The organism is Salmonella sp. 32120201201600049SM, assembly GCF_017572835.1.
In the GTDB taxonomy this organism is placed as follows: Bacteria; Pseudomonadota; Gammaproteobacteria; order Enterobacterales; family Enterobacteriaceae; genus Salmonella; species Salmonella enterica.
In genome coordinates this window covers 63,199-86,317 of the sequence record NZ_JAGESA010000005.1, presented here as the reverse complement: position 1 = coordinate 86,317, position 23,119 = coordinate 63,199, and the positions used below count along the sequence as shown (strand labels likewise).

Below are 23,119 nucleotides of genomic sequence, written 5' to 3'. Positions count from 1 at the left end.
CATGCACGTGAAATATTTAGCAGGGATCGTTGGCGCCGCGCTGCTGATGGCGGGTTGTAGCTCCAGCAACGAACTCACCGCTGCCGGCCAAAATGTACGCTTTGTCGAAGATAAGCCAGGCGCGGAATGCCAGCTAATTGGTACGGCAACCGGTAAACAGAGTAACTGGTTTTCAGGCCAGCACGGCGAAGAGGGTGGCTCAATGCGTGGCGCAGCGAACGATCTGCGTAATCAGGCAGCCGCGATGGGTGGAAACGTGCTGTATGGCGTAAGTAGTCCGTCGCAGGGCATGTTGTCCAGTTTTGTCCCGACGGCCAGCGAGATGAACGGCCAGGTTTATAAATGTCCGAATTGATATGTCTGAATCGTAACGCCCTCTGAAAGATTCAGAGGGCGATATGGTTAGCGTTTTTCCTGCGATGACGCCATGCGTAGATTATGCAACGCGCGCATACATTGATCTTGCGTCAGACGCGCTGCTTTACCGGTTCCAAGCGTTCTGACAAAAACCTTACACGGTTTTCCTTCCAGCTTTTTAAGACGCGGGCTGAAATTCAGCAAGCGGCGTGATATCGCTTCAGCTTCTTTAGAGCCTGACTGACTACGGGTCTTAATGATGGTGCCGCAATCATGCGATTGTCCTGCCTCATCCGTATAACGATAAACGAGCGCTAAATAATGGTTATACAGATTATGTTTCCAGTCAGGCTGGTTATAGGTATCGAATTCGATATTACCGTTTTCCAGGCAGTCAGCATCGTATAATGGTAAAAAGTCCAGCATTGAAGAAATACGCAATACGAGCTCACGCATTTCGGCATTATTAATGGCGTGAATAATAGCCATCACCAGAACTTCAACCTGCCACTCACCGACCTGTAAATCAAGATGGCTACCATTGTGCAGCTTTAACGTAAAGGTTAATACTTTTTCTGTATTATCGCTCAACGCTAAAGATTCAACACGCTGATTAACATCGGCGTTTTCCAGCTCTTCACGGAGTATTGCCGGAATATTCTCATGCATTTTAAGCACATGACTGCTTTTGGCTTTCTGGCGTTTTTCCTGCTCTTGTTCCGGCAGCGAGTGTTGTAAATAAAGCCGGTGTTCAAGGCCGATCAACAAGTCTCGCAGCGCGAGCACAGGAAAGAAAAGCAGTGTTTCTTTATTTCTCAGTGACTTCACCTTAAGCGCCAGCGCGATAAACTTATCATTGTGACGAATAACGCCGGTATTTAGTCCCTTAATCGTTAAGGCCATGTCAATTCTCCACAAATATAAAATAATTAAATGTTTTACTGCAATGTATTTGATATATAAATTGTTTATGCCGTCCTATAAAAAGGAGAACCAGTATAATTCGAAAATGCAGTACACGCTAAGCGAGTCCTAAAACGGACTTTATTGAAAAGAGAGTATCGGAAAGGTGTATTTAACGAAGGTTAGTTTATCCTCGCCAAAGGGTGAGGAGAATCGCGGGGGGAATCTCCTCGTGATATTGCGCGGTAATATTTTTCGTCGTCCCTGACGCGCCCGCGAGAATTAGCACTGCCGAAGCTGTAAATCCAGCGGTGTTTTGCTCGGTTCGCCGCCGATTTCACGCGCCAGTCTTGGCACCATATAGCCGGATACCAGCGTGAGCAGTTCGCGCATGATTTGCCGGGCTTCGTCATCGGTGACCATAAAATGCGCGGCGCCCTGCACTTTATCCAGCACATGCAGGTAATAGGGCATCACGCCGGCGTCAAATAGCGCGTTGCTCAGATTCGCCAGCGTTCGCGCGTTATCATTCACGCCACGCAGCAGGACGCTCTGGTTGAGAAGCGTGACGCCCACGTGGCGCAGTTTCTTCATCGCCAGGCAGAACGCCTCGTCCACTTCATTAGCGTGGTTGATATGGTTCACCAACAAAATTTGCAGACGTGACTGGTCAAAGCGGGCGACCAGTTCGTCAGTAATGCGTGCCGGGATGACGATAGGCAACCGACTGTGGATGCGTAGCCGCTTGACGTGCTTAATGGCTTCCAGTTGCGTGAGCAGCCAGTCCAGCTCATGATCTTTCGCCATCAGCGGATCGCCGCCGGAAAAGATGATCTCATCCAGTTCCGGGTGTGCGGCGATATACTCCAGCGCGACTTTCCAGTTGCGCTTATTGCCTTGATTCTCTGCATACGGGAAGTGACGACGGAAACAGTAGCGGCAATTTACCGCACATCCGCCTTTTACCAGCAATAGCGCCCGGTTTTGGTATTTATGCAATAATCCTGGCACCACGCTGTGTTGCTCTTCCAGCGGGTCGGTGGAGAAACCGGGGGCGACAATAAATTCATCCCGGGACGTCAGCACTTGACGTAAAAGAGGATCGTCAGGGTTGCCCTTCTCCATGCGCGCAATAAAAGCGCGCGGCACGCGGAGGGCAAACAAGCGCCTGGCGTCCTGTCCTGCCCGGAGGTTTTCATCAGCTTCAATCTGTAAAAGATGCAGCAGTTCGTCGGGATTGGTCACAACATCGGCAAGTTGCGCTAACCAATCTTCTCGCAATGGGGTATTTAGGGTTACAATATGCGCCATTTTGTGGCTTAGCTACCAGTTAACAATTTCAGAGGGCCTTATGGCGACTTACTATAGCAACGATTTTCGTTCCGGTCTTAAAATCATGTTGGATGGCGAACCTTATGCGGTTGAATCCAGTGAATTCGTGAAACCGGGTAAAGGCCAGGCGTTTGCCCGCGTTAAGCTGCGCCGTCTGCTGACCGGCACGCGCGTTGAGAAAACCTTCAAATCGACCGATTCCGCAGAAGGCGCGGATGTAGTCGATATGAACCTGACTTACCTGTACAACGACGGTGAGTTCTGGCATTTCATGAACAACGAAACCTTCGAGCAGCTGTCTGCAGATGCCAAGGCTATCGGCGACAACGCAAAATGGCTGTTGGATCAGGCGGAATGCATCGTAACCCTGTGGAACGGTCAGCCTATCTCTGTCACTCCGCCGAACTTTGTTGAACTGGAAATTGTTGATACCGACCCAGGTCTGAAGGGCGATACCGCAGGTACTGGCGGCAAACCAGCCACGCTGTCTACTGGCGCAGTGGTTAAAGTTCCGCTGTTCGTGCAGATTGGCGAAGTGATCAAAGTCGATACCCGTTCCGGCGAATACGTATCCCGCGTAAAATAATTTACGTTATCGGGAAAAATGGTGCAGCGTATGCTGCGCCATCCTTTTTTTCGCGCCTCAATGATGAAACGCTTTATCAGCCTTGTCGCGCTGGTTCTTCTTACCAGCACATTATTAACGGCATGTAATACCGCCCGCGGCTTCGGCGAAGATATTCAGCATCTTGGCCACGCCATCTCCCGCGCAGCCAGCTAATCGCTTCTCGTCTTCCTAAAATTAGTCGATCGCCCGTCATTTTCTGGGATGTTGTCTATTATTAAGTTGCTATACACAAACAACATTGGCTAGAAAAGGAAGACATTATGGTTAAAAAGACAATTGCAGCGATCTTTTCTGTTTTGGTACTTTCCACTGTATTAACTGCTTGTAATACCACGCGCGGCGTGGGCGAGGACATCTCGGACGGTGGTAGTGCGATCTCTGGCGCTGCAACCAGAGCTCAGCAGTAATCATCAACGGTACGGCATGGCGTCGTACCGTTAATCGATTTTCTCCGGAAGCATAAGAAAGGGAGAATACCGGTTATCCATATGAAGTTTCATACGGATATTACGTTTATAGGTGTAAACCGTTTTCCCGTGAATGCCAAGCGCATACGCAATCTCTTTATTGCTGGTGCCTTCCGTCCACATCGCGAGCACTTTTTCCTCCTGCGGAGAGAGCAATGGCGTGGCGCTTTCCGGCGCTTCCTGCAGTGGATGAGTATATAGCGCTCCTTTAATTCGTTGTGCAAGCTCATGTAAAGGCGTGTGTTTAGATAACACCGCATGACTGGCATATTGCGGTCTGTACGGCATATTCCCTGACTGTAATAATACCAACGGCGTCATCCTGCAGGCGGCAAAAAATGCATTGATAGGCTGCTCGGGTAAGGCATCGTTGAGAAAACCATATAAATCAGCGATAACCAGATGGGGCTTCCATTGCAGAATATGTTCTTTCGCCAGTATAAGGTTATTCATCCCGGATACCAGCAGTGAAGAACTGAGCACATCAGTGTGATTAAGCCAGGCCTCCATGCCCGTACGGGTAAAGTGGCATCGGTCTATCACTAAAATTTTCAACATAGTTTTTTGCACCCGGAAGTAGATAAAGCACTTTCTTTCCCAGAAGGCGTTCCATCATAGAGAACTCCTGTGGGCGCTAAATGCGAAAACTACGCGGCTTAAAAGGGCCAATTCCCGCCTTTAGACGGAAAAAAATAAAAAGGTTGAAATTCATTTTCTCTCAGGCAAGAATGGCTTTTCATCCGTATACGTTACAGGACGACCTGTAAACGCTATTCTCACCGGGGACGGCCCCATTAATTATCTGGAGCCTGCTATGTCCTGGATCATTCTATTAATCGCTGGTTTACTTGAAGTGGTATGGGCTGTCGGCCTGAAGTATACCCACGGTTTTTCTCGTCTGACCCCCAGTATCATCACCATTACGGCCATGGTTATCAGTATGGCGTTACTTTCCTGGGCAATGAAAACGCTGCCCGTTGGAACGGCGTACGCCATCTGGACCGGCATCGGCGCCGTTGGGGCGGCAATCACCGGTATCCTTCTGCTGGGCGAGTCTGCCTCACCGGCGCGTTTGCTCAGTCTTGGCTTGATCGTCGCGGGTATCATTGGGCTAAAACTCAGTGCGCATTAATTCGTCGCTGATATTGCTACGAACCTGATTGTTTTACCCAAATTAATTTATTGACGTCAAACCCCTCCCGGGTCGCGACGGCCAGCATTTGCTGTTTTATTTCCTCAGAAAGCGTTGGCGTGCGAGAGAGTATCCACAGATAGTCGCGATCCGGGCCGCACACCAGCGCATGACGGTATTCCCGGTCAAGCGCAATCACGTTATAGCCGCCGTAGAACGGGCCGAAAAAAGAGACCTTGAGCGCGGCGCGGTTTGGACTACCGGTAAAATACGCTTTGCCTTCTGTTTTTTGCCACATTTCCCGATCCGGGTTATAGCCTTTATTGATGACATTAATCCCGCCATCGTCACGCAGACTATAGGTGGCCGTGACTTGTTCCAGTCCACGTTCAAATCGATGATCGAGGCGTGCGATCTCATACCAGGTGCCGAGGTAACGTTTGGCATCAAAGTTATTTACCACGGTAACGCCTTTAGGCGGAGTAGGCGAACTACAGGCGACAACCAGAAATGCAGCCGTAACTGCAGCAACGACGGGCAGAATGCGCATAGCGTTTTTCCTTCCAGTGTTTTTTCTAAGTGTAGAACCTGGCGGGAAAATGAGAGGCAGGAAAAGAAAAAACGCCCTCTTATCGGGTAGATAAGAGGGCGTCGTGGCAACTTAGAGAGTGATAACGCCAATTGCCGTCACAACGGTCAGGATTGCCGCCAGACCGTAAAAGACCCATTTGCCCGCGGGCACGTGGATTTTCAGGTCATGCATCGCGTGGTGCATACGGTGTAGGCCACACCATAGCGGCAGCACGATCATCAGGAACAGAAAAACGCGACCAATAAAGCTTTGGGCGAACGTCAGTACGCGCTCAAAACTCAGGGCATCGCCCGGAAATAGCCCCAGCGGCAGCATGATGCCAACCAGTAGCACGATCACCGGCGCGATGATCGCGCCCCACATACCGCCTGCGCCAAACAGTCCCCAGAATACGGGTTCATCAGAACGTTTTGGGTTTGGATTAATCATCCGGGACTCCTTACCAGAACAGGGCAACATACAGAATGACTACGGTGACTACCGCAGTGACCACCCAAAGCCCTTTGATGATTGGCTCTGGCCCCATTTTTTCGTCTTTTACAATGATATTGGCCGCCTTCGGCGCCAGTTCAAACCAGGTTTTGGTGTGCAGCAGCGCGGCCGCCAGGGTGATCAGGTTTAAGATCACTACCACCGGGTTTTGTAAAAAGCCGACGAATCCCATCCAGGATTCCGCGCCGTGTTTGAGCGCAAACAGACCGAAAATCAGTTCAATACTGAACCAGACTGCCGGCACCGCTGTGCCTTCGCGCAGCATATAAAAGCGATAAAACGGCAGTTTTTTCCACCAGGTGGACGTCATCGGCCGCACATAGGGTTTGCGTTTAGTCGTCATGTTGCACTCCTTAGCGTGGTTTCAGGGTGGCGATAAGAAAGTCTTTCGAGCTTTCCACTTTACCCTGCTGAATGGCCGCAGCCGGATCGACATGTTTTGGACAGACTTCGGAGCAGTAGCCCACGAAAGTACAGGTCCATACGCCGTTCGGACTGTTCAACTGCGCCATACGCTCCTTCTTACCGTGATCGCGGCTATCTTCGTTATAGCGATGCGCCAGCGTAATCGCAGCCGGTCCGATAAACTCAGGATTCAGACCGAACTGCGGGCACGCGGCGTAGCACAGACCACAGTTGATGCAACCGGAGAACTGATGATACTTCGCCATTTGCGCCGGGGTCTGGACATTCGGCCCCTGATCTGGCGTGCGAGAGTTGCCAATAATGTACGGTTTAATCGCTTCCAGGCTTTCGATAAAGTGCGTCATATCGACAACCAGATCGCGCTCAATCGGGAAGTTCGCCAGCGCTTCCACCTTCATACCGTTGGTGTAATCGCGCAGGAAGGTTTTACACGCCAGTTTAGGGACGTTGTTGACCATCATGCCGCAGGAGCCGCAGATCGCCATACGGCAGGACCAGCGGTAGCTCAGGTCTGGCGACAGGTTATCTTTGATGTAGCCCAACGCGTCCAGTAGCGATGTTGTTTCATCATAAGGAACTTCATAGAAAGCACTGTGCGGCGCGGTATCGGTTTCCGGGTTATAGCGCACCACCTCAACTTTCAGGTTTTTCATCTCAGCCATTCGCCTTCTCCTTCTTATCGGCTGCTTCCGCTTCACCGCCGTAAACACGTTTGGCTGGCGGCAGGGTGGTGATTTTCACGTCGCTGTATTCCAGACGGGTCGTGCCATCAGCATCGCGGAAGGCGAGGGTGTGCTTGAGGAAGTTCACATCGTCGCGCTCGGTACAGCCTTCATCCAGACGCTGATGCGCGCCGCGGGACTCTTTACGCGCCAGCGCAGAGTGCGCCATACATTCCGCCACGTTCAGACCATGACCCAGTTCGATGGTATACAGCAGGTCAGTGTTGAACACGCTGGAAGTATCGGAGATACGTACGCGCTTGAAACGTTCCTGAAGCTCGGCCAGTTTATCAACGGTTTTCTGCATCAGTTCCGGGGTACGGTAAATACCGCAACCTTCTTCCATAGACAGACCCATCTCATCGCGGATCTTCGACCAGTTTTCGTTGCCTTCCTGGTTCACCAGATTTTTCAGACGTTGTTCAATATCGGCAACCTGGGCGTCGAGCGCGGCGCTATTTGCGGCGCCTGCCGTAGCAGCGCGTTCCATTGCTTGTTCGCCAGCCAGACGACCAAACACCACCAGTTCCGCCAGTGAGTTGGAACCGAGGCGGTTCGCGCCATGCAGGCCAACAGAGGAGCATTCGCCAACGGCAAACAGCCCTTTGACACGGCTTTCACAGTTCTGGTCGGTTTCAATGCCGCCCATGGTGTAGTGCGCGGTCGGACGTACTGGAATCGGTTCTTTAACCGGATCGACGCCGACATAGGCTTTCGCCAGTTCGCAAATGAACGGCAGACGTTCATGCAGTTTCTTCTCGCCGAGATGACGCAGGTCGAGGTGAACCACATCGCCGCGCGGCGTGGAGATGGTGTTGCCTTTACGCCATTCGTGCCAGAAAGCCTGGGATACTTTGTCGCGCGGCCCCAGTTCCATATATTTGTTTTTCGGCTCGCCCAGCGGCGTTTCGGGGCCCATGCCGTAGTCTTGCAGGTAACGGTAGCCATTTTTATTGACCAGAATACCGCCTTCGCCGCGGCAACCTTCAGTCATCAGGATACCGGAACCTGGCAGGCCGGTCGGGTGATACTGAACGAATTCCATATCACGCAGCGGAACGCCGTGGCTCAGCGCCATGCCCATCCCGTCGCCGGTGACGATGCCGCCGTTGGTATTATAGCGGTATACGCGGCCTGCGCCGCCTGTCGCCATGACCACGGCGTTGGCGCGGATTTGCACCAGCGTGCCTTCCATCATGTTCATTGCCATCAGGCCGCGCGCATGGTTGTCATCAACCAGAATATCCAGCACAAAATGTTCGTCAAAGCGCTGGATTTGTGGGAACTGCAGGGAAGTCTGGAACAGGGTATGCAGCATATGGAAGCCGGTTTTATCCGCGGCGAACCAGGTACGCTCGATTTTCATACCACCGAAGCGACGCACGTTAACGCTACCGTCCGGACGGCGGCTCCACGGGCAGCCCCATTGCTCCAGCTGCGTCATCTCAGTGGGACAATGGTGGACAAAGTAATCCACGACATCCTGCTCACACAGCCAGTCTCCGCCTGCTACCGTATCGTGAAAATGGTAGTCAAAGCTGTCATGATCCTGGGCGACAGCGGCTGAACCCCCTTCGGCAGCGACGGTGTGGCTGCGCATCGGGTACACTTTTGAGATCAGTGCGATTTTAGCATTGGGATTCGCCTGTGCGGCAGCAATTGCAGCACGTAATCCCGCGCCACCGGCGCCTATAATGGCAAGATCGGCTTGAAAGGTTTGCACGACATTCCTCCAGATTATTGTAATTTCACCCTCGCGCAGCCAGATAAAGCCTCTGGGTTCTGCGAAGTATGAATGCGTTTCCACTGCTCCTTTATGGGTACAACAGTATAGTCTCAGGGATGTCAGGGAAATTTGACGTGTTCGATTTTTTTAGCGTATCAGAGGGATGAATTATCATTGATTTTGATTAATTTAATTACTAAACCATCTGAAATCACTTTTTTTACCCTCCAGAAGGCGCCCGATACGCCTGCGCAAAATTTGTTTCGCCCGCGCGTTGCGAGTAGACTTCGTGACCTTGTCTTAAACTGGAGAAAGAATCATGAGCGAAACGGCAACCTGGCAGCCGAGCGCGTCCATCCCCAATTTATTAAAACGTGCGGCGATTATGGCGGAAATCCGTCGTTTCTTTGCCGATCGTGGAGTGCTTGAGGTTGAGACGCCCTGCATGAGTCAGGCGACGGTCACAGACATTCATCTGTTCCCGTTCGAAACGCGTTTCGTCGGACCTGGCCATTCCCAGGGGATCAACCTCTATTTAATGACCAGTCCGGAATACCATATGAAACGCCTGCTGGCGGCAGGGTGCGGTCCGGTTTTCCAGCTATGCCGCAGTTTCCGTAATGAAGAGATGGGACGACATCATAATCCGGAATTCACCATGCTGGAGTGGTATCGCCCGCATTACGATATGTACCGCCTGATGAATGAAGTGGATGATTTGCTTCAGCAAGTGCTGGATTGTCAACCTGCGGAAAGTCTCTCCTATCAACAGGCGTTTCAGCGCCATCTGGAGATTGACCCGTTATCAGCAGATAAAACGCAACTGCGTGAGGCGGCGGCAAAGCTTGATTTAAGCAATATCGCCGATACGGAAGAAGACCGTGATACGTTGCTGCAACTGTTGTTCACGATGGGGGTTGAGCCGCATATAGGTAAAGAAAAGCCGACCTTTATTTATCACTTTCCGGCAAGTCAGGCATCGCTGGCACAAATCAGTACCGAGGATCATCGCGTCGCCGAGCGCTTTGAGGTGTACTACAAAGGTATTGAGCTGGCGAATGGTTTCCACGAACTGACGGACGCACGTGAGCAACAACAGCGCTTTGAACAGGACAATCGTAAGCGCGCCGCTCGCGGTCTGCCGCAGCAGCCGATTGACCAAAATCTACTGGATGCGCTGGCCGCCGGTCTACCGGATTGTTCCGGCGTGGCGCTGGGTGTTGATCGTCTGGTGATGCTGGCGCTGGGAGCAGAAAGCCTGGCGGACGTGATTGCTTTTACGGTCGATCGGGCGTAAATCTGAAATTCACTCTTTCGCGAGATAAAATGGCGCAATAAGCGCCATTTTGTAGCATATTTTTTCAATTATCCTCTGTTTGCCACAACATAAGGCTGGAACTTTGATGCCATTTAGGTATCAATCCTGTGTTGATTTTTTTATCGCTGACCTTCGTAAAAAAGAAGGCGGCGTCAATCGGTGAGCGGCGTCTGGCAAACGCGCTCGAGCGTAAGGGATGGTTGAATGACCCACACGATAAAAAAGATGAGCCTTATTGGGCTTATCCTGATGATTTTTACTTCTGTTTTTGGTTTTGCGAATAGCCCGTCGGCGTTTTATTTAATGGGGTATAGCGCAATCCCGTGGTATATATTTTCTGCCTTGCTGTTTTTTATTCCATTCGCCTTAATGATGGCTGAAATGGGTTCCGCTTATCGCAAAGAAGAGGGCGGGATCTATTCGTGGATGAATAATAGCGTGGGGCCACGTTACGCGTTTATCGGCACGTTTATGTGGTTTTCATCGTATGTCATATGGATGGTAAGTACGGCGGCAAAAATTTGGGTACCGTTTTCTACTTTTGTTTTTGGTGCCGATATGACGCAGCACTGGCGTATTGCGGGGCTTGAGCCTACGCAGGTTGTCGGGCTGCTCGCCGTTGGCTGGATGATTCTGGTGACGTGTGTCGCCGCCAGAGGGATCAATAAAATTGCGCGAATTACGGCGGTCGGAGGTATTGCCGTAATGTGTCTTAATTTAGTTTTATTGTTAGTGAGTGTCGCTATTTTGTTATTAAATGGTGGGCATTTTGCACAAGAAATTAATTTTACCTCGTCACCGAATCCGGGTTATCACTCCGGCCTGGCAATGTTGTCATTTGTGGTATTTGCTATTTTTGCTTACGGCGGTATTGAGGCTGTCGGCGGACTGGTGGATAAAACCGAGAAACCGGAAAAGAATTTTGCGAAAGGTATTGTCTTCGCGGCCATTGTGATTTCAATTGGTTATTCTTTGGCGATCTTTTTATGGGGCGTCAGTACTAACTGGCAACAGATATTAAGTAATAGCGCCGTTAACTTAGGGAATATTACCTACATTTTGATGTCGAGTTTAGGCACGACATTAGGTAACGCGTTAAACCTTTCTCCGGAAGCTGCGATGACGGTGGGCGTCTGGTTTGCGCGTATCACCGGCCTTTCTATGTTTCTGGCTTATACCGGCGCGTTTTTTACGTTGAGCTATTCACCGCTGAAAGCCATTATTCAGGGGACGCCAAAAGCGTTGTGGCCCGCGCCGATGACGACACTGAACGCTAACGGTATGCCGGCGACCGCTATGTGGCTACAGTGCGTACTGGTGAGTCTGTTTATTTTGCTGGTCTCTTTTGGTGGTGACACTGCATCGGCGTTTTATAACAAACTCACGCTGATGGCGAACGTCTCAATGACCTTGCCATACCTGTTCCTTGCGCTGGCATTTCCCTTCTTTAAAGCGCGTCAGGATCTGGAGCGGCCATTTGTTCTCTTTAAAACCAAAGCCTCTACCCTGGTCGCGACGGGTGTTGTGGTGCTGGTGGTGACGTTTGCCAACGTCTTTACCATCATCCAGCCGGTGATTGAAGCTGGGGACTGGGACAGCGCCTTGTGGATGATCGGCGGCCCGATCTTCTTCTCGCTGCTGGCGATGGCAATTTATCAGAATTACAGCAGCCGCATGAGCGCCGATCCGGAGTGGGCGGCGGAGTAATCTTTGCCCGGATAGCGTTAGCTCATCGGCTTTATGAAAAGGATATTTATAATGAGTCCGAAAATGTTTGCGTTGTGCGCTATCTGGATTTTACTGGCTATCCCACTCATCGCTGTATTTTCAGTCCTGGATAAAGAGTGGATGATTGGCGAGAGTGGGATAACCAACATTTGTGATGTGATGAGAACTGTCGAAAATGATGATTCCAGAAGTTTTGGCGCGATGATGACGCTGCCCCTGTTTTTCCCATTTTTTTACGTTACTGTGTATAAGAAAATACGTAGTTGGTTTTTGTACTGTGTCGCGTTGGTGATATTTGCTTACTGGTCCTGGCAATTCTTCCTGCGCTATCAGTTTTGTGTGTGATCTATGCTAAAAGACCTGATAAGCCTATGTCATCGAGTCTTTTAGCGTCATCCGGTACCATTGCGTTTACAAACTCCCCGCCGGGCGGCTGGTTTTACCCGCTGACGTTAACGTTCTCCCCGTTTGTTTACCGCCGAGACTCTCCAGACGCATCTGGAACGGCGGGAACGGCATATCAATACCGTGCTCGCGGAAGCCCGCCAGAATCAATTGGTGGATCTCATGGCGTAATGGCATACGGTGTCCCATTTCCGCGGCATAGATACGCAGTTCGAAAATCTGAATACCCTGCTGAAGATCCACCAGAAAGATTTCAGGCGGTGGGTTATCAAGCACCAAAGAACAGCGCTGCGCCGCCGTCAGCAGAATTTGCGTCACCTCTTCGCTATTGGCATCCGCCGGCGCCGGGATGGTTAACACCACACGCGTAACGGAGTCAGACAGCGACCAGTTGATAAACTGTTCGGTGATAAAGGCTTTATTCGGCACGATAATCTCTTTACGATCCCAGTCACTGATGGTGGTGGCGCGGGTATTGATTTTGGTCACGCTGCCGGTGAGATCGCGAATGGTCACCGTATCGCCGATACGAATCGGCTTTTCAAACAAAATAATCAGGCCGGAGATAAAGTTAGCGAAAATTTCTTGCAGGCCAAAACCAAGCCCGACGCCGAGCGCGGCCACCAGCCATTGTAGCTTCGACCACTCAATGCCGATCATCGAGAAACCGACCAGCCCGCCAATCAGCATTAACAGATATTTGGTGATGGTCGTGATGGCGTAACCGGTACCAGGCGTTAAATCGAGATGCTGTAATAACGCCAGTTCCAGCAGCGCAGGCAGATTACGCACCAACTGCGTGGTGATGATAAAGACCAGAATCGCAATGAGCACCGCCCCGAGGGTAATCGGCTCCAGGCTTTCCACGCCTTGCACCGTAGAGGTGACATCCCACAGCGAAATATTCTCCAGGAAGCCGAATGCCGAGTGGATTTCCGACCACAGTACAATTACCGATAGCAGGGCGATAAGCATCAGAATTGAGCGGACCAGACGCAGCGACTGGGCGCTAATAGCGTCAAGATCGATTTCACTTTCATCGATGTCGACCGCGCCTTCCAGGCTGGAGGAGTGCGCCGGTTCTTCTTCGCCGCGCGCGCGCTGCGCCAGCATTTCCGCCCGACGATGTTTGGCGCGGTCAAAAGCCAGTCGGCGTCGTTGGATCAGCATCCAGCGGCGAATGACGTGATAGATGACCAGCAACAGGAACCAGATGGCGACCGAGGTTTCCAGTCTCGCCAGTAGCGCCTGCGCCGTGGCCAGATAACCCACCGCCGCCGCCAGAATCGCGATAAGCGGCGCGCCCATCAACATATTCCACAGCAGGCTGTTGACCATGTTGTCGCCGTTGCCTTCTTTATCAAGATAGAGCGGGATGCCCGCTTTTTTCAGACTCAGCGTGACCAGCGCCAGCGCGCCGCATATCAGGATGAAGCAAAGGCGGCCCAACGAGCCGGAAAACTCCCGATCGTTAAGATTATCAAACATGATCACTGCCATAATGAGCGGCACGATCAGCCCAATGCTCATCAGGTAGTAGCGCATCGCTTTCGCTACCCGGTTTCGCGGCCAGCCGAAATGTGCCACAAACAGACCATTAGGGCGGGCAAACGCGGCGCAAATCATGACTACCCACAACAGCGGTACTGTCGCCGTCACGCCATCGCCGATGGCGACGGCCAGCGGATACGGCCAGGCTTCCTGTAGACCATAGCCGAGCGTCGCCCACAAGACCGGCAGCGGCGAGGCGACCAGAATCGACCAGAACACCGTTCGCAGCGTCAGCGAGAAGTGATCCTGGGTGACTTTCCCGACGCGCGAGGCCGAGCGCTCAAGGAACCGGTTGAAGTGTTGGCGTGAATAGAGGCTAAACCCGACCAGCGCCAGCGCGCCGAATAACGGCAGCAGCGTCTCTTTGCTGGTCAGCATCATGATGCTGGCTTTACCTAACTGATTAAACGTATCTAATGAGATAAGCCGACGTAAATCCTGAACCAAATCAACAGGCCAGGAGAGCGATAGCGGGCTAACGTCAGCGGTCCAGAACAGATAACGGTGGGTCGCTTCATTAACCTCTTTAAGCGCATCCTCCAGTTGGCTGTTGGAGACTTTCAGTTTGGTCAGCTCCAGGATCAGCGTATCGCCGCCCTGTAACAACGAGTTGAGCAGCTCGCGCTGAGTGCGAAGCTGGGCGTCAAGAATCTGGTTTTGCTCGGCGGTCAGCGGCTGTCCATTGGCCTGACGTATTTGCCGTAGCTGCGGCTGCTTATTGAGTAACTCTTCATAGCGCATTCGGTGAACGCGTAGCTGCGCCATTTCCGTATCAAGCTGCTGCGGCTTAGGCATCTCTGGCAGACGGGCGACCTGCGCGCGCAGCGCTTCGCCAAGCATGTTGGACACGCCAAGCCATTGCGACTGCTCCCGCAGCGTATTGAGCGCCTGACGCACCTGTAACGTTTGGCTGGTGGCCTGTCGCTGCTGCGAAGCGACCAGATCCATCCGCTGCGCTTGTTGATTGAGCGCCTGTGACAGCTCGCGGTTGACTTTAAATTGTTCGACGATGCCTTCCGGCAAACCGGCGCTGTTTTCCGCCAGCAGCTCAGTGCTTTCCAGCGCGCGTTCCGCTTCACGTTGGCGCAGGCTGTTGAGCTGATTGCGCAGCGCCTGAAGATACGCATCCAATTGCTGGCTCTGTTTTTCCGCCAGCTCGGAACGCAGACGAGCCAGTTCCTGCCGGTTGTTGGCGGACAGTTGCGCCAACTCCAGTTCGTCGACTAACGCTTTTAGTTTGGCGGACTCCGCCTGCATACTGAGACTTTGCGCCTGGCTAAGCGCGGCACTTCCGCCTGCGGCGCCGAGCCGTCGCTCAATCTCATTAAGCTGGCGGCGGGCGTCGTTTTGCTGTTGGGGAAGCTGGCTGAGCGAGTCGGCGATCTCCCTGACGCGCTCCTGCTCCTGTTGCGCCTCGCGGGTTTTATCCAGTAGCTGGCTGCTAACCTGCAAGATCTCCTGATTTAACGCTTCGGTGGACATCTCTGGCGGTACGCTGCGAGGTTCATCGCGCAGATTATTCAACTGGGCGCGCAAGGTGGCGGATAGCTTAGGGAAGTTATCAATAACGTGTTGATATTGTTTCGCGCGCTCAAGCGAGCCTTTTCGCTCTTCAAGCGCGTTTAACGCAGTCTGGAGCGCCTCAACGGCTTCCGGCTGAGCGGGCTTCGCCGCTTTTGCCTGCTCCAGTTCCTGCGTGATTTGTTTGGCGTCGGGGGCCGTTGCGGCGAACGCCCCCGTGCTGAGGCACCAGGCCATCAGAAAAGCGATAATCAGGCGCACGTCAGCATTCTCTCTTGATTAGGTGTCGTCTTTTTTATTGTCAACCAGCGGGCTGGCGTCCTGTTCGGCTTTAATTTCTTCTGCCGGCAGCTGAGCAGGTTCTACCTCCGGCGCGACGAATGTTTCGGTCGACGTCGCCAGCGGTTGGCCAATTTTGGTAACGGACAGGCTTGCCAGCGACGCGATCAGATTCACTTTCCCCGGCGCAAATAAGTTGATGACCGTGGAACCCAGTTTAAAGCGCCCCATCTCCTGGCCTTTCAACAAGGCGACAGACCCTTCATGTTCGCCTTCTGGCCAGGTCCAGCGCTTGATGATGCCTTCGCGCGGCGGGGTAATGGTCCCCGCCCAGACGGTTTCGATACTGCCGACAATAGTTGCGCCGACCAGAATCTGCGCCATAGGGCCGAACTCGGTATCAAACAGGCAGATAACGCGCTCGTTGCGGGCAAACAGGTTGGGGACGTTTTGCGCGGTCAGATGGTTAACAGAGAACAGATCGCCCGGTACGTAGATCATTTCGCGCAGGATGCCGTTGCATGGCATATGCACGCGATGGTAGTCGCGAGGGGAGAGGTAAGTGGTCACAAACGTGCCGTTGCGGAACTTATCCGCCATCAGGTAGTTACCCGCCAGCAACGCTTCAAGGCTGTAATTATGGCCTTTGGCCTGTAAAATTTTATCTTCTTCGATACGACCCAACTGGCTTATCACGCCGTCAGCAGGCATCACCAGGATGTTAGGATCGGTATTGAGCGGACGCACGTCATCACGCAGCGGACGAACAAAGAAATCATTGAACGTACGATAGCTGGCGGTATCCGGTTTTTGCGCCTCGGTCATATCGACTTTGTAATACTTTACGAAGAGATCGATAACCAGTTTTGTCAGCCATCCTGCTCGTTTGCTTGCGCCCCAGCCCGCCAGGCGAGTGAGCCATAGTTTCGGCAGAATGTATTGTAGCGAAAGTTTAAATGAGTTTAACAAGGTAGCCTCCAGGCCATTGTTGTTCCTGAACCGGCAGTTATACCGGTATCCTGAAAAAAGTGGACGATTCTAACGACGCCTAGCGTATCTGTCAGTCGTCCGTATCAGAAAAGTTTTTACGCGTTTTTACCTGCGCCATACTTTCAAGAATTCGGTGATAATTTTCGAAACGGGTTTCCGCAATAGCGCCGTTCTCTACCGCTTCGCGAATGGCGCAGCCTGGATCGGCGTCATGCTTGCAGTCCCGGTATTTGCAATGTCCCAAATAGTCATGAAATTCGACAAAGCCCTGGGTGATTTGTTCCGGCTCCAGATGCCATAAGCCGAACTCGCGCACGCCGGGGGAATCAATGACATCGCCGCCATGCGGGAAATGATACAGACGAGCAGCGGTAGTGGTATGTTGACCCAGACCGGAGACATTCGACACATCGTTCGTCAGAATCTCGTTCTGTAAGCCGAGCAGAGCGTTTAGCAGACTGGATTTTCCGACGCCGGACTGCCCGGCAAAAATACTGATGCGACCGGTTAATGCCTCTTCCAGCGGTTTCAGACCATCCTGCGTATGGCTGGAGACCATCAGCACGCGATAGCCGATATTGCGGTAGATATCCATCTGCTCATTAACGAAGTCCATACCTTCGTCGTCCAGCAGATCAATTTTATTGAGTACGATAAGCGGCTCAACCTGTAGGGTTTCACAGCCGACCAGATAGCGATCGATGATATTCAGCGACAGCTCCGGCAAAATCGCGGAGACGATAACGATTTGGTCAATGTTGGCGGCAATAGGCTTCACGCCGTCGTAGAAGTCCGGGCGCGTCAATACCGAGGTGCGCTCATGCACCGCTTCAACGATGCCTTTTACGTTGACGCCCTCTGCGGCGGCTTTGCCCGGACGCCAGACGACGCGATCGCCCGTCACCAGCGAACGGATAGTGCGGCGGATATTGCAGCGGTGAACCTCGCCGTCAGCAGACTCCACATCGGCATGCATACCAAAACGGCTAATGACGATACCTTCTGCAGGCTCGCCAAACAGGTTGTCATCGTAGTCGGCTTTCTCCGCGGACGTTTTTAAACGACGCTGGTGATTGGCGTTCACACGGCGCTGCTGGCCTTTGGAGAGTTTATTTTTGCTCAATCGTACTGGCTCCTGGTCGCCCATAGTGGGCAAAACATCTATGATACACGCAATTGTAGATGAATATAGTCACAGTGAATGTGACCTCTGAAGGGTGGAAAATAGCATGAGTGCCGATGAAAACAACCTGATTTGGATCGATCTGGAGATGACAGGTCTGGACCCCGAGCGCGATCGCATTATTGAGATAGCCACGCTGGTGACGGATGCCAGTCTGAATATTCTGGCGGAAGGGCCGACGATTGCGGTACATCAATCCGATGCGCAACTGGCGTTAATGGATGACTGGAACGTGCGCACCCATACCGGCAGCGGTCTGGTGGATCGCGTTAAGGCAAGTACGATGGGCGAACGAGACGCTGAACTGGCGACGATTGAATTTCTGAAAACGTGGGTGCCTGCGGGTAAGTCGCCGATTTGCGGTAACAGCATCGGTCAGGATCGTCGTTTTCTGTTTAAATATATGCCGGAACTGGAGGCCTACTTCCACTATCGCTATCTGGATGTCAGTACGCTCAAGGAACTGGCGCGCCGCTGGAAGCCGGAGATTCTGGCCGGCTTTACCAAGCAGGGCACGCACCAGGCGATGGATGATATTCGCGAGTCGGTGGCGGAGCTGGCTTACTACCGCGAGCATTTCATTAAGCTGTGAGGCGTAACATGCCGGATGGCAACGCCAGAGCGTCTCATCCGGCAGCTCTCCCGCCACTGAATTACTGCGTAAACCATTTCTCCTGCATCTGCGCATATTCCGGCGACGCTTTCACCTTGTCGAGCGCGGCATTAATTTCTTGCAATAGCGCGTCGTTGCCTTTGCGTACCGCAATGCCTAACCCTTTTCCGTAGTAGTCAGGATCGCTGGCGCGTTCATCCATGATGGCGTAATCCGGATTGTTTTTTAGCCACTTACCAATCGCGGCGACATCGCCAAACACGCCCTCAAGACGGTTATTTTTCAGATCGGTAAAGGCGTTTAGATAGCTGTCATAGGCGACAGGCGTGATGGCTTGTTGTTTATCCTGCAAATAGCGCTGATGCGTTGTACCGTTTTCCAGACCGACTTTTTTGCCTTTCAGATCGGCAAAAGTGTGATAAGCCCCTTTACGCGTGACGACTACCGCCGATAGACCTTCGTAATAGGGTTGGCTAAAGGAGACCTGCTGCTCACGTTTGGGCGTCATATCCATACCGGCGATCACCGCATCAAACTTTTTGAAGCGTAGGCTGGGGATCAGACTATCAAAGCTCTGGTTAGTGAATGAGCACTCCGCTTGCATCTCTTTGCAGACCGCGTTGGCGACATCAATATCGAAACCAACAATTTTATTATCGGCATCGACAAACTCATAGGGCGCATAGGTGGCGGAGGTGCCAAAATGTAATGTTCTGGCGGAAACGGAAGCGGCGTGAACGGAGAGGCTGGCTAACAGCATGACAATAAGTTTTTTTTTCATCTTGATCCCTGATATCAATTGGATGTTGTGGTCACCGTGCTATTCTTTTTTTGGCGCAGGGTGCTATTCTGATTCTGTGCCTTTAGGCGTGGCGTGAAAAGTTTTTTGTTGCATAGCGCACGCTTTGCTCGTTTTTTGTCTTGTTTGGTGATTTAATCAGCATTCAAACAAAAATCGCGAAAAAATGCGTTCAGGGGCTTGCAGCTAAATGGATTTCTCGTATAATGCGCCTCCCGTAACGACGCAGAAATGCGAATTACGACAGCAACAAATTTGCGGGAATAGCTCAGTTGGTAGAGCACGACCTTGCCAAGGTCGGGGTCGCGAGTTCGAGTCTCGTTTCCCGCTCCAAAATTTGAAAGTACTTGTTAAGTACAAGCGCACCCAAGCGGGAATAGCTCAGTTGGTAGAGCACGACCTTGCCAAGGTCGGGGTCGCGAGTTCGAGTCTCGTTTCCCGCTCCAAATTTGAAAGTGCTTGTTAAGCACAGACGCACCCAAGCGGGAATAGCTCAGTTGGTAGAGCACGACCTTGCCAAGGTCGGGGTCGCGAGTTCGAGTCTCGTTTCCCGCTCCAATTCTTATCTACAGTAAAATTATCCACAACGAATATCGCGTTGGGGCACGTTTTGTTCCGCTTTCGTCAGATCCTTGTAAACAGACTTATCCACAGGGCGGCCCATTACTCCTGGAATGCAAAAAATCATACCTGACGCGTAGAATTTCTATAATTTACTGAAAAATATAGAAAAAATAAGATTTCAAAACGTTAGCGTTATTGACTATTCCTTTTTTCCCTCTTGAATCGCAATGTGTTTTTATTTTTATACACAGCCTGTGAATAATTCAGGCATCGCGCACCAGCCCTTTTTCAATCACCCTGACCAGACGCTGTTTTTTCGGTAGCTGCACTTCAATGATGCAGGCGTTGCGCTTTTCAATTTGTTGCGCAATCGCCCATTCGATATGCTCATCGAGAAGTGGATGCTCACCCTTGCGGCTTTCCAGCGCCGTAATGACGGCATTACTCCACGGCGCATTCCCCAGCGCGACGGCAACATTGCGCAGCCAGCGTAAATGGCCAACGCGCCGAATCGCAGAACCTTCAGTGACTTTCAGAAACTGCGCTTCGCTCCAGCTAAACAACTCAAGCAAATCTGGGTTATGCAGCGCCTTGCGTGGGCTAAAATCTGCTTCGTCGGTCAACTGAGAGTAACGATTCCATGGACAGATAAGCTGGCAGTCATCGCAGCCGTAAATACGGTTGCCTATCAGTGGGCGAAATGCTTCCGGAATAGCGCCTTCCAGCTCAATGGTGAGATAAGAAATACAGCGCCGCGCGTCCACCGTATACGGTTCGACGATCGCCCCGGTCGGGCAAATGGTCATACAGGCGACGCATTTGCCGCAACCTTCCTCGACCGGCTGGTCGACCGGCAGCGGTAAATCAATCAGCAGTTCCCCCAGGAAAAAGAATGAGCCCGCCTCCCGATTAAGGATAAGTGAGTGCTTACCCGTCCAGCCAAGTCCGGCTTTTTCCGCTAATGGGCGTTCAAGAATAGGCGCAGAGTCGACAAACGGTCTAAAATTCAGCGAACCGCAGTACTGCTGGATCTGCTCGCCCAGTTTTTTAAGGCGGCTGCGTAATAGCTTGTGATAATCACGCCCCAGCGCATATCGGCTAACGTAGCCCAGCGTGGGATCCTTCAACGTACTGGCAAACGCGGCGTTGGCGGGCAGATAGTTCATGCGCACGCTGATGACACGTAGCGTACCGGGTAAGAGTTCATGAGGCCGGGCGCGCATCATACCGTGGCGCGCCATCCATGCCATCTCGCCGTGGTATTGTTTGTCCAGCCACGCCTGCAGCGCAGGTTCGGATGCGCGCAGATCGGTATCAGTAATACCGACCTGCTGAAAGCCCAGCTCCAGCCCCCACTGCTTAATATTTTGCGCTAACTGATTGAGATCGAGGGGCTTTGACATGATGGACCATAACATGAAGAAAAACCCTGTAAGTATACCACACTCCATTTGGCCCGCCGATGACATCAAACGGCTGGAACGCGATGCGGCGGATGCCTTCGGACTCACACTCTATGAATTGATGCTGCGCGCTGGCGACGCGGCATTTCGGGTAGCCCGTGACAGTTATCCTGACACCCGACACTGGCTGGTGTTGTGTGGTCATGGCAACAACGGCGGCGATGGTTACGTCGTGGCGCGACTAGCGCAAGCGGCGGGCATTAGCGTAACGTTGCTGGCGCAGGAGAGCGACAAACCGTTACCTGAAGAAGCGGCGCAGGCGCGCGATGCCTGGCTGAATGCCGGCGGCATTATCCATGCTGCCGATATTATCTGGCCGGAAGCGACGGATCTAATTATCGACGCGCTGCTTGGCACCGGTATAGCCCAGGCGCCGCGCGACCCGGTAGCCGGTCTGATTGAACAGGCGAACGCCCATCCTGCGCCGGTTGTCGCCGTCGATATCCCGTCAGGCCTGCTGGCGCAAACGGGCGCCACGCCTGGCGCGGTGATAAGCGCCGCGCATACGGTCACGTTTATCGCCCTGAAACCAGGCCAGCTGACCGGCAAAGCGCGTGACGTTACCGGCATATTGCATTATGACGCGTTGGGACTGGAAGGCTGGCTGGCGAGCCAGACGCCGCCGCTCCGGCGTTTTGACGCGACGCAGTTGGGGCAATGGCTAACGCCGCGTCGACCGACCTCGCATAAGGGCGATCATGGTCGTCTGGCGATTATTGGCGGCGACCAGGGAACAGCGGGCGCAATTCGGATGGCTGGCGAGGCGGCGCTGCGTACGGGGGCTGGGTTGGTCAGAGTACTGACTCGCGGTGAAAACATCGCGCCGTTGCTGACAGCCCGCCCGGAACTGATGGTACATGAACTCACGCCTCAGTCGCTGGAAGAGAGCCTGACCTGGGCTGACGTTGTGGTGATCGGCCCGGGGCTTGGGCAGCAGGAATGGGGCAAAAAAGCCTTACAGAAAGTAGAAAACGTCCGTAAACCTATGCTGTGGGATGCGGATGCGTTGAACCTACTGGCAATCAATCCTGATAAACGTCACAATCGCGTGATTACGCCGCATCCGGGAGAGGCAGCCCGCCTGTTAGGATGTTCTGTGGCAGAAATTGAAAGTGATCGCTTACTTTCAGCGCAGCGTCTGGTAAAACGGTACGGAGGCGTGGTCGTGTTAAAAGGCGCAGGAACGATTATCGCCGCTGAACACCACCCTCTGACTATCATTGACGCTGGTAATGCAGGGATGGCGAGCGGCGGGATGGGCGATGTCCTGTCCGGCATCATCGGCGCATTGCTCGGACAGAAGTTTACCCCGTATGATGCGGCATGTGTGGGATGTGTGGCTCACGGCGCGGCGGCGGACTTACTGGCAGCGCGTTATGGCGCTCGCGGCATGTTGGCGACCGATCTTTTTACTACGCTGCGGCGTATTGTTAACCCTGATGTGATTGACGTAAACCATGATGAATCGAGTAATTCCGCTACCTGACGAACAGGCGACGCTAGACCTGGGGCAACGGGTAGCCAACGCCTGCGATGGCGCGACCGTTATTTATCTGTATGGCGATTTAGGTGCCGGTAAAACGACGTTTAGCCGGGGATTTTTACAGGCGTTAGGCCATAACGGTAATGTAAAAAGCCCCACCTATACGCTGGTAGAGCCTTATGCGCTTGATAACATGATGGTATATCACTTCGACTTATACCGTCTTGCGGACCCGGAGGAGCTGGAGTTTATGGGCATTCGCGATTATTTCGCCAACGACGCCATTTGTCTGGTGGAGTGGCCGCAACAAGGTAAAGGCGTTCTCCCCGACCCGGACGTCGAAATCCATATTGATTACCAGGCGCAGGGGCGTGAGGCTCGCGTAAGCGCGGTATCCTCATCGGGTCATTCGTTACTGGCGCGTTTAGCCGATTAGCTATAAAGG

General features: G+C 52.6%; 24 protein-coding genes and 3 tRNA genes. 14 read left to right on the top strand and 13 right to left on the bottom strand.

The genetic code is table 11. From position 1 onward, the window contains the following. Position 1 precedes the first annotated feature (1 nt). Positions 2 to 355 carry a DUF4156 domain-containing protein gene (locus J4650_RS13145; RefSeq protein WP_000558210.1) on the top strand — a complete coding sequence of 118 codons (354 nt, stop codon included), beginning with the start codon at positions 2 to 4 and terminating at the stop codon, positions 353 to 355. Positions 356 to 402: 47 nt separating this feature from the next. On the opposite strand, the gene J4650_RS13140 is transcribed toward J4650_RS13145, so the two are convergent. Next, positions 403 to 1,260, bottom strand: coding sequence for a YjeJ family protein (locus J4650_RS13140; protein WP_023245328.1), 858 nt, complete (start codon positions 1,258 to 1,260; stop codon positions 403 to 405). A 282-nt stretch (positions 1,261 to 1,542) separates the two neighbouring features. Further along, entirely contained in the window at positions 1,543 to 2,571 is a 1,029-nt protein-coding gene (gene epmB, locus J4650_RS13135; protein WP_000940477.1) for an EF-P beta-lysylation protein EpmB, read from the bottom strand. A gap of 40 nt (positions 2,572 to 2,611) precedes the next feature. Between epmB and efp the strand changes: the two genes are divergently transcribed. The 3 genes from efp (at position 2,612) to ecnB (ending at position 3,627) form a co-directional block, all read left to right on the top strand. After that, positions 2,612 to 3,178 carry an elongation factor P gene (efp, locus tag J4650_RS13130; protein WP_000257282.1) on the top strand — a complete coding sequence of 189 codons (567 nt, stop codon included), beginning with the start codon at positions 2,612 to 2,614 and terminating at the stop codon, positions 3,176 to 3,178. Between the two features lie 60 nt (positions 3,179 to 3,238). Continuing rightward, complete coding sequence (locus J4650_RS13125; RefSeq protein ID WP_001595192.1) at positions 3,239 to 3,373, top strand: entericidin A/B family lipoprotein; 135 nt, start codon at positions 3,239 to 3,241, stop codon at positions 3,371 to 3,373. A 107-nt stretch (positions 3,374 to 3,480) separates the two neighbouring features. Beyond that, positions 3,481 to 3,627, top strand: coding sequence for a lipoprotein toxin entericidin B (gene ecnB / locus J4650_RS13120; RefSeq protein ID WP_000239598.1), 147 nt, complete (start codon positions 3,481 to 3,483; stop codon positions 3,625 to 3,627). A gap of 30 nt (positions 3,628 to 3,657) precedes the next feature. Here ecnB and J4650_RS13115 read toward each other — a convergent pair whose 3' ends face one another. Next, entirely contained in the window at positions 3,658 to 4,245 is a 588-nt protein-coding gene (locus J4650_RS13115) for a LuxR C-terminal-related transcriptional regulator (protein ID WP_000912959.1), read from the bottom strand. A gap of 256 nt (positions 4,246 to 4,501) precedes the next feature. On the opposite strand from J4650_RS13115, the gene sugE reads away from it, so the two are divergent. Further along, positions 4,502 to 4,819 (top strand): quaternary ammonium compound efflux SMR transporter SugE, encoded by a 318-nt coding sequence (gene sugE, locus J4650_RS13110; protein ID WP_000118469.1) that lies wholly within the window; start codon positions 4,502 to 4,504, stop codon positions 4,817 to 4,819. A gap of 16 nt (positions 4,820 to 4,835) precedes the next feature. On the opposite strand, the gene J4650_RS13105 is transcribed toward sugE, so the two are convergent. The 5 genes from J4650_RS13105 to frdA form a co-directional block, all read right to left on the bottom strand. Beyond that, positions 4,836 to 5,369: a lipocalin family protein gene (locus J4650_RS13105; protein ID WP_001221669.1), complete on the bottom strand. Its 534-nt coding sequence runs from the start codon at positions 5,367 to 5,369 to the stop codon at positions 4,836 to 4,838. Between the two features lie 111 nt (positions 5,370 to 5,480). After that, positions 5,481 to 5,840: a fumarate reductase subunit FrdD gene (gene frdD / locus J4650_RS13100; protein ID WP_000609650.1), complete on the bottom strand. Its 360-nt coding sequence runs from the start codon at positions 5,838 to 5,840 to the stop codon at positions 5,481 to 5,483. 10 nt (positions 5,841 to 5,850) lie between these two features. Next, positions 5,851 to 6,246, bottom strand: coding sequence for a fumarate reductase subunit FrdC (gene frdC / locus J4650_RS13095; protein WP_000208749.1), 396 nt, complete (start codon positions 6,244 to 6,246; stop codon positions 5,851 to 5,853). A 10-nt stretch (positions 6,247 to 6,256) separates the two neighbouring features. Continuing rightward, the gene (frdB, locus tag J4650_RS13090) at positions 6,257 to 6,991 is read right to left on the bottom strand and encodes a fumarate reductase iron-sulfur protein (RefSeq protein ID WP_000829509.1); all 735 of its coding nucleotides are present in this window, start codon (positions 6,989 to 6,991) and stop codon (positions 6,257 to 6,259) included. Further along, complete coding sequence (frdA, locus tag J4650_RS13085) at positions 6,984 to 8,774, bottom strand: fumarate reductase (quinol) flavoprotein subunit (protein ID WP_124234989.1); 1,791 nt, start codon at positions 8,772 to 8,774, stop codon at positions 6,984 to 6,986. Before frdA ends, frdB begins: the two co-directional genes overlap by 8 nt. Positions 8,775 to 9,096: 322 nt before the next feature. Here frdA and epmA point away from each other — a divergent pair, with 322 nt between their 5' ends. The 3 genes from epmA (at position 9,097) to J4650_RS13070 (ending at position 12,168) form a co-directional block, all read left to right on the top strand. Next, a complete protein-coding gene (epmA, locus tag J4650_RS13080; RefSeq protein ID WP_000004794.1) occupies positions 9,097 to 10,074 on the top strand; it encodes an elongation factor P--(R)-beta-lysine ligase in 978 nt (325 codons plus the stop codon). 225 nt (positions 10,075 to 10,299) lie between these two features. Next, positions 10,300 to 11,802 carry a glutamate/gamma-aminobutyrate family transporter YjeM gene (gene yjeM / locus J4650_RS13075; RefSeq protein ID WP_000149876.1) on the top strand — a complete coding sequence of 501 codons (1,503 nt, stop codon included), beginning with the start codon at positions 10,300 to 10,302 and terminating at the stop codon, positions 11,800 to 11,802. A gap of 51 nt (positions 11,803 to 11,853) precedes the next feature. Beyond that, the gene (locus J4650_RS13070) at positions 11,854 to 12,168 is read left to right on the top strand and encodes a YjeO family protein (protein WP_000074657.1); all 315 of its coding nucleotides are present in this window, start codon (positions 11,854 to 11,856) and stop codon (positions 12,166 to 12,168) included. A gap of 66 nt (positions 12,169 to 12,234) precedes the next feature. Here J4650_RS13070 and mscM read toward each other — a convergent pair whose 3' ends face one another. The 3 genes from mscM to rsgA all read right to left on the bottom strand — a co-directional run bounded on the left by mscM (position 12,235) and on the right by rsgA (position 17,692). Then, positions 12,235 to 15,561: a miniconductance mechanosensitive channel MscM gene (gene mscM, locus J4650_RS13065; protein ID WP_001236755.1), complete on the bottom strand. Its 3,327-nt coding sequence runs from the start codon at positions 15,559 to 15,561 to the stop codon at positions 12,235 to 12,237. 18 nt (positions 15,562 to 15,579) lie between these two features. Continuing rightward, positions 15,580 to 16,548, bottom strand: a complete 969-nt coding sequence (gene asd, locus J4650_RS13060; RefSeq protein WP_023993525.1) for an archaetidylserine decarboxylase — start codon at positions 16,546 to 16,548, stop codon at positions 15,580 to 15,582. Positions 16,549 to 16,639: 91 nt separating this feature from the next. After that, positions 16,640 to 17,692, bottom strand: coding sequence for a small ribosomal subunit biogenesis GTPase RsgA (gene rsgA, locus J4650_RS13055; protein ID WP_000041945.1), 1,053 nt, complete (start codon positions 17,690 to 17,692; stop codon positions 16,640 to 16,642). 106 nt (positions 17,693 to 17,798) lie between these two features. On the opposite strand from rsgA, the gene orn reads away from it, so the two are divergent. After that, entirely contained in the window at positions 17,799 to 18,344 is a 546-nt protein-coding gene (orn, locus tag J4650_RS13050; protein ID WP_001271546.1) for an oligoribonuclease, read from the top strand. 61 nt (positions 18,345 to 18,405) lie between these two features. Here the strand turns inward: orn and J4650_RS13045 are convergent, their stop codons facing one another. Further along, complete coding sequence (locus J4650_RS13045; protein WP_000727897.1) at positions 18,406 to 19,146, bottom strand: arginine ABC transporter substrate-binding protein; 741 nt, start codon at positions 19,144 to 19,146, stop codon at positions 18,406 to 18,408. 275 nt (positions 19,147 to 19,421) lie between these two features. Between J4650_RS13045 and J4650_RS13040 the strand changes: the two genes are divergently transcribed. The 3 genes from J4650_RS13040 (at position 19,422) to J4650_RS13030 (ending at position 19,722) form a co-directional block, all read left to right on the top strand. Then, positions 19,422 to 19,497, top strand: a tRNA-Gly gene (locus J4650_RS13040). A gap of 37 nt (positions 19,498 to 19,534) precedes the next feature. Then, positions 19,535 to 19,610, top strand: a tRNA-Gly gene (locus J4650_RS13035). Positions 19,611 to 19,646: 36 nt separating this feature from the next. Further along, positions 19,647 to 19,722 (top strand) — tRNA-Gly (locus tag J4650_RS13030). A 269-nt stretch (positions 19,723 to 19,991) separates the two neighbouring features. Here J4650_RS13030 and queG read toward each other — a convergent pair. Beyond that, positions 19,992 to 21,131 (bottom strand): tRNA epoxyqueuosine(34) reductase QueG, encoded by a 1,140-nt coding sequence (gene queG / locus J4650_RS13025; protein WP_185296803.1) that lies wholly within the window; start codon positions 21,129 to 21,131, stop codon positions 19,992 to 19,994. On the opposite strand from queG, the gene nnr reads away from it, so the two are divergent. Continuing rightward, positions 21,130 to 22,677, top strand: coding sequence for a bifunctional ADP-dependent NAD(P)H-hydrate dehydratase/NAD(P)H-hydrate epimerase (nnr, locus tag J4650_RS13020; protein WP_023993524.1), 1,548 nt, complete (start codon positions 21,130 to 21,132; stop codon positions 22,675 to 22,677). The two genes, queG and nnr, sit on opposite strands and share 2 nt — an antisense overlap. After that, positions 22,649 to 23,110, top strand: a complete 462-nt coding sequence (gene tsaE / locus J4650_RS13015; RefSeq protein WP_000981984.1) for a tRNA (adenosine(37)-N6)-threonylcarbamoyltransferase complex ATPase subunit type 1 TsaE — start codon at positions 22,649 to 22,651, stop codon at positions 23,108 to 23,110. Before nnr ends, tsaE begins: the two co-directional genes overlap by 29 nt. The last annotated feature ends 9 nt before the right edge of the window (positions 23,111 to 23,119 follow it).